This window comes from Acinetobacter sichuanensis, assembly GCF_003024515.2.
GTDB classification, from domain to species: Bacteria; Pseudomonadota; Gammaproteobacteria; order Pseudomonadales; family Moraxellaceae; genus Acinetobacter; species Acinetobacter sichuanensis.
The window spans coordinates 44,712-50,711 of sequence record NZ_PYIX02000031.1 but is presented as its reverse complement, the minus strand read 5'-3'; the positions used below and the strand labels follow the sequence as shown (position 1 = coordinate 50,711).

Here is a 6,000-nt window from a genome sequence, read left to right as displayed (position 1 = left end):
TAATCTTGTGTATATTCTGAGATATTGAATGGACTATTTTTAGCTTCTTTTTGTGGATGATTTAGTAAATATAGTGCATATGCTTGCTGATAAGCCTGATTTTGCTCTAATTTTTCAGAAGCATATACGCTTCCAGTCGCCATAATTAACAAACTTGCCGCAAACTGTACGAATAATCGCATCATTATTTCCTTACATCCAAAATTGATTAAATTTAAAATATGCTTTGCATGCATATATAAAATATTAATAATCAATCATTTAAAAACTAAAAATCCTGTATAGATTGATCTAGGATTTTTGTACTATTTTGTTTAAACCATATACGTCGTTAGCCTTATTGCATAAATTTTCTTGTTTAGAAAAAATGTATGTTTCGGTTGTATAAGGTTTGTAAATGATAATAATAATCACTTGTAATTTTATTTACAAATATTTTCTGGAAATAATTCATTAATTGCTTGAGATAAAGTATTTAAACTTGATCAATAAGATGTATTTCATACAGTTGGGGGCAAAGACTATAATTATTGATTCAGATATTGGGTTAAGTGAGCAGTAACAAGAACATACTGTTTTTTAAATAAAGTACTGAGTCATGTCAAAGTGTTTAACTTAGCTTTTTTATATTAATCATGATTTTATGTAGTGGGTGGTGTTAAAATCATTGGCATACATTTTGAAACACCACCAATATTTTTACTTAGCTTTTTGTTCAATAATTTTTTGTAATAAATATTTTAATGCGATTCGCTCTGCTGGATTCAGTGATTCTAAGGTTAAATCCGTAATGGTTTCAGCAATAGGAATTGCTTGCTTTAGCTCTTCTTTGCCTTGTTGGGTAATATGAATTAATACTTTGCGTTTATCCAGATGATCAGGGTCCTGTGAAATTAGTCCTTTATCTTTTAAGCGTTGAATAATTCCACGAATTGTGGCTTGGTCAATACCTGTGTCTGTAACAAGTTCTTTTTGTGAGCATTCTTTTAATTTATTAATTGAATAGAGTGTTGCAAATTGAACAGAAGTTAGTTGAGTTTCATCTAAACTTTGCTGGAAAATAGATAAATGGTGGTAATAAACACGGCGTAGTAAATATCCTACTTGATCTTCAATGATATATTCATTGTTTAACTCAGGCATTGTCTAATGATCCTAAAGTAGAGAAACTAAAAATTAAATTCAGTATAAATGTTGCGGTGATAAATAACGACTCCAAAGTGTAGAAGTCGTTATAAAAAATTAAGTTAAATCAACAGGTATCCCATTGTCTACGACAGTGAGTGAGTCTAATTTAATTGTACAATTTCTGAGTGGGATATCCATGTGACATGGTGTTTTTCGGCTCCCTCCAACTTCAGTGTTTGGTCCAGTAGAAAATAGGAAGTTTCCATTAAATGCTCTGGCATCCATACACATTCCATCATTTTTATCATGTAAGCCCATCGCAGTCCATTGTGCTCTAGGTTGTAACCCCCAACCGATATGAGAAATACCATAAACTTCAGGATCATTAAAGTACTTCATATATTCGCGTAAATATTCTGCATCAAAGCCACCATGGATTTTAGTAATAAAGCCTTTTTCAATCTCTAAAGTAATTTTCTCTCTCGTATAAGTCTTAAAAGGCAACAAAATGTCACCCACATCCAAAACCAAAGTTCCTTCAGCCATGTTTTCGTTTGGCCATGTAAATAAAAAACCACTTGGCCAATGATCCCAACGTCCAGGTTCATCTGCAAAACCATATTCAGTTACAGCAGGATATTGACCGAGTGGAGCATAAAAATCAGTTCCAGCATTTGATGTTACATGCATAGATTGAGCTTTTTTTAAATATTTTTCAGCAGTTTGTACTCGTATCTTATCTTCAAGGGTCGGTAAAATTCGTGCGAGAACTTCAGGTGGTTCAACCGCTAATAAAATACGTGTACCTGTTTTTAAAATTTGTTCTTGCTCAGGCGAGTGAAGCAACATCATCGTATCAATGACTAAATCGACAGATTCTAAAGCACGTTGAGCCGCTAAATTCCCAGTCAATGCAGTATCACCACAATATGCCGTCATATCATTGCCCATTGCTTTGGGGTGATTGAAAGAAGGTAATTCCAAAATAAAGACTTTTGCTTTTAAACGACAAGCAGCATCCATTGCTGCTTGAACTGTTTGTGGATGCGAATAATGACTTTTTAAAATAGCAATTGTTTGTGTTTCATCCACTTTGGAGAGCTGTAAAACGTGTTCAAACATTTGGGTGAGTTCTGATGAATTTACCGGCATGGTTAGAGTTCCTTTTCTAATCAAATGTGAATTTATATAGAGTATACACTTAATTATTAAATATCAATTAATTTAAATTAATGTATATAAATTTAATTAAAAGTAGTAGAAACAAGTATTTATATTATTTTTATGGAGTTTCTTTAAATTTTTATTTTAAAGTGTATAGACTTTAATTTTTTCTTAATGTATATCTAAATAGTCGGAAATATTTGTTTAACGGAGTAAGCAATGAGTCATTCTAAAAAGATCGCAGTGATTGGTGCAGGTTTAGGTGGGGCAGCAATGGGGATCCTACTGCAAAAAGCAGGTTTCGATGTGGAGGTCTATGAGCAGGCACCAGCATTTTCTCGTTTAGGTGCGGGAATTCACATCGGTCCAAATATCATGAAAATTTTTCGTGAAATGGGTTTAGAGCATGATTTAGAGGAAATGGGTTGTCATTCAGAGGAATGGATTAGCCGCAACGGTAATACTGGTGAAGTACAAGCTCAAGCAAAATTAACAGGATATGGAGCAGCTTATTTAACAATTCATCGTGGTGATATGCATGCACGACAAATTGAGGCATTACAACAAGATAAATTACATTTTGATAAGCGTCTAAGTCAGGTTGAGCAAGATGAGTATGGTGTTACTTTAACTTTTGCTGATGGTACTGTCACACAAGCCGATATCGTAATTGGTGCAGATGGCATTAACTCTAAAATTCGCGAGACAATTTTAGGTGTTGAAGCCCCTTTATATAGTGGCTGGGTTGCACATAGAGCGATTATTTCGGGGGAGAAATTAAAGCAACTCAAAGCAAAATTTGATTTAGATGATTGTGTGAAATGGTGGTATGAAGACCGTCATATTATGGCATATAGCACCACCAAGGAACGTGATGAATACTACTTTGTCACTGGTGTGCCACATCCAGCTTGGGATTTCCAAGGGAAAAGTTTTGTGCCATGCGATAAGGCTGAATTATTTGAAACCTTTAAGGACTTTCATCCATCTATCCTTGCCATGATTGAAGCGAGTGATGATGTTACTAAGTGGCCTCTAAATAATCGTAATCCTTTACCAGTATGGAGTAATGGGCGCTTAGTTCTACTTGGTGATGCTTGTCATCCTATGAAACCACATATGGCTCAGGGTGCTGGTATGGCAATTGAAGATGCAGCCATGCTGACGCGTTGCTTGTTGGAAGAAGGCTTAGAAAATTATGAGCAAGCATTTAGCCTGTATGAGCAAAATCGTAAAGAGCGTGCAAGCCAAGTACAAAAAGTTTCAAATGCAAACACTTTCTTGAAAGAACAAGAAGATCCATCGTGGGTATATGGTTTTGATGTATATGCACAGCCTTTACATGCGGAGGAGACAGCATGAGTCGACTTCTGTATGGAGCTCATGTAGCGGCAAATGCTGTCCGTTTACATTATCTTCGCTATGGCGGACAGGGGCATCCATTGGTTTTGATTCCAGGGATAACCAGTCCAGCAATCACGTGGGGATTTGTAGCTGAAAAATTGGCTCAATATTTTGATGTCTATGTTTTAGATGTACGAGGGCGCGGTCTATCTTCATCTGGCGACCATCTGCAATACGACACTGAAACTTGCGTACAAGATATTTTAGATTTTGTCGAACAGCTTGGTCTACAAGAGTATTATCTTGTTGGTCATTCGATGGGTGCTCGTTTTGCAATACGTTGTGCATCAAAACAAGCAAAGGGTTTGAAGAAAATCGTGTTGATTGATCCACCTGTTTCAGGTCCTCAACATCGAGCTTATCCGAGTCAGCTTCCGTGGTATGTCGATTCTATTGAGCAGTCGATTCAAGGTATGGATGCAGAAGAGATGAAGAAATTCTGCCCGACATGGACGCTTGAACAACGCCAATTACGTGCTGAATGGCTACACACCTGCTATTTACCTGCAATTGTTAAAGCATTTAATGATTTTCATGAGGTTGATATTCACCAATATATCCCTGACATTGCGGTGCCAACTTTGTTAATGGTTGCTGGGAAAGGTGGGGTGATTCAGGCTGAAGATATTCAAGAAATTCAGGCACTCAATGCCAATATTAGTGTCAGTCATGTGGAAAATGCTGGACATATGATTCCTTGGGATGATGAACAAGGTTTTTATCAAGCATTTGAAGATTTTTTAGGGCGCCACATCGTTTAGGGAAAAGCAAAAATGGAACATATTTATAAAATTGGTCAAATCGTCCCAAGCTCAAATACGACAATGGAAACAGAAATTCCAGCGATGCTTAAGGCACGTCAACTCATTCGACCAGAGAAATTTACATTTCATTCAAGTCGCATGCGAATGAAACATGTGAAAAAAGAAGAGCTTGCTGCAATGGATGCTCAGTCTGATCGTTGTGCACTTGAGTTATCAGATTCGCGAGTGGATGTGTTGGGCTATGCCTGCTTAGTTGCAATTATGTCTATGGGGATTGGTTATCATCGCGAGTCTGAAAAACGTTTGCACCAAGTAACCGTAGATAATGATGCAGCAGCTCCGATTGTGACAAGTGCAGGAGCTTTAGTTGAAGGATTAAAGGTGATGAAGGCAAAGAAAATTGTCGTCGTCACACCTTATATGAAACCTTTAACGGAACTTGTTGTTGATTATATCAAAGCCGAAGGTTTTGAGGTTTTAGACTATGTTGCATTGGAAATTGCAGACAATATTGCTGTAGCACAACATGATCCAAATAACTTACCTGAAATTGTACAGAAATTAAATTATCAAGATGCAGATGTGATTGTGCTGTCCGCTTGTGTGCAAATGCAGTCATTACCAGCAGTCGCAAAAGTTGAAGCATTGACTGGTAAACCGGTTATTTCAGCTGCAATTGCAACAACGTATCAAATGTTAAAAGCATTAGACCTTGAGCCGATTGCTCCAGGTGCTGGCGCTTTATTATCTGGTGCTTATGCATAGTTGGAGATAAGTCATGACACAACAGAACTTAGAAGATAACTATCAAGGGGTCTGGGGGAATCGAGTGGGTTTTGGTCAGAAACCAGTGCTATTGCTTATCGATTTTATGCAGTCATATACCACAGCTTCTGAACCTCTATACGCACCAGATGTCATCCAAGCCGTGAAAGAAACACAAGATGTTTTAAAAATTGCACGGGAAAAAGGTGTCACTGTAATCCATACCAATATTTTATATCACAGCAATCAATTAGATGGTGGGATGTGGGTTAAAAAGTCACCTGTGATGGCAGCAATGGTAGCAACGAATCCTGCAACTCAGTTTTGTCCTGAAGTTGCACCACTAGAGAGTGAATTGGTGATCACTAAAAACTATGCCAGTGCTTTTTTTGGCACAAGTTTAGCATCGGTTTTAACAGCACAAGGGATAGATACGGTTGTTATGGTTGGTTGTTCAACCAGTGGTTGTGTCAGAGCTTCGGCTGTTGATGCGGTACAACATGGTTTTAGGGCGATCGTGATCCGAGAGTGTGTAGGTGATCGTCATCAAGCGCCACATGAAGCCAATTTATTCGATATTGATAGTAAGTATGGGGATGTCGTACTTAAGGATGAAGTCCTCAATTATTTTGAAAAAATTGATGTTGTGAAATAGATGGATTGTCAAAAAAAGTATTTTTATTGAGATTTCAAACCTAAGGAATAATGCAATGCGGAATTAAAAACTGGTCAGGATGGAGTTGAAAAAGTGAGTTTTAAGACTCGATCTATGATC

Annotated in this window: 6 protein-coding genes and 1 pseudogene; 4 read left to right on the top strand and 3 right to left on the bottom strand. The window is 37.2% G+C overall.

Annotated features, from left to right (window positions below):
* The 3 genes and pseudogenes from C9E89_RS16010 to C9E89_RS16000 form a co-directional block, all read right to left on the bottom strand.
* Window positions 1-182 (bottom strand): annotated as a pseudogene (locus C9E89_RS16010) (hypothetical protein); the annotation flags it as partial.
* A 517-nt stretch (window positions 183-699) separates the two neighbouring features.
* Entirely contained in the window at window positions 700-1,143 is a 444-nt protein-coding gene (locus C9E89_RS16005) for a MarR family winged helix-turn-helix transcriptional regulator (RefSeq protein ID WP_107009340.1), read from the bottom strand.
* 99 nt (window positions 1,144-1,242) lie between these two features.
* On the bottom strand, window positions 1,243-2,280 hold the full coding sequence (locus C9E89_RS16000; RefSeq protein WP_107009339.1) for a 2,5-dihydroxypyridine 5,6-dioxygenase: 1,038 nt from the start codon (window positions 2,278-2,280) through the stop codon (window positions 1,243-1,245).
* Between the two features lie 231 nt (window positions 2,281-2,511).
* On the opposite strand from C9E89_RS16000, the gene C9E89_RS15995 reads away from it, so the two are divergent.
* Genes C9E89_RS15995 through C9E89_RS15980 form a run of 4 tightly spaced genes read left to right on the top strand, consistent with a single transcriptional unit; the run spans window position 2,512 to window position 5,880 of the window.
* The gene (locus C9E89_RS15995; protein ID WP_107009338.1) at window positions 2,512-3,654 is read left to right on the top strand and encodes an FAD-dependent oxidoreductase; all 1,143 of its coding nucleotides are present in this window, start codon (window positions 2,512-2,514) and stop codon (window positions 3,652-3,654) included.
* Window positions 3,651-4,457 (top strand): alpha/beta fold hydrolase, encoded by an 807-nt coding sequence (locus C9E89_RS15990; protein WP_107009337.1) that lies wholly within the window; start codon window positions 3,651-3,653, stop codon window positions 4,455-4,457. The genes C9E89_RS15995 and C9E89_RS15990 overlap by 4 nt, the downstream gene beginning before the upstream one ends.
* Window positions 4,458-4,469: 12 nt before the next feature.
* Window positions 4,470-5,225, top strand: coding sequence for a maleate cis-trans isomerase family protein (locus C9E89_RS15985; RefSeq protein WP_107009336.1), 756 nt, complete (start codon window positions 4,470-4,472; stop codon window positions 5,223-5,225).
* A gap of 13 nt (window positions 5,226-5,238) precedes the next feature.
* Window positions 5,239-5,880, top strand: coding sequence for an isochorismatase family protein (locus C9E89_RS15980; protein ID WP_107009335.1), 642 nt, complete (start codon window positions 5,239-5,241; stop codon window positions 5,878-5,880).
* The last annotated feature ends 120 nt before the right edge of the window (window positions 5,881-6,000 follow it).

Coding starts and splice junctions, on each gene's coding strand:
- C9E89_RS15980 (WP_107009335.1), top strand. CDS start 5,239: ATGACACAACAGAACTTAGAAGATAACTATCAAGGGGTCTGGGGGAAT.
- C9E89_RS16005 (WP_107009340.1), bottom strand. CDS start 1,143: ATGCCTGAGTTAAACAATGAATATATCATTGAAGATCAAGTAGGATAT.
- C9E89_RS16000 (WP_107009339.1), bottom strand. CDS start 2,280: ATGCCGGTAAATTCATCAGAACTCACCCAAATGTTTGAACACGTTTTA.
- C9E89_RS15990 (WP_107009337.1), top strand. CDS start 3,651: ATGAGTCGACTTCTGTATGGAGCTCATGTAGCGGCAAATGCTGTCCGT.
- C9E89_RS15995 (WP_107009338.1), top strand. CDS start 2,512: ATGAGTCATTCTAAAAAGATCGCAGTGATTGGTGCAGGTTTAGGTGGG.
- C9E89_RS15985 (WP_107009336.1), top strand. CDS start 4,470: ATGGAACATATTTATAAAATTGGTCAAATCGTCCCAAGCTCAAATACG.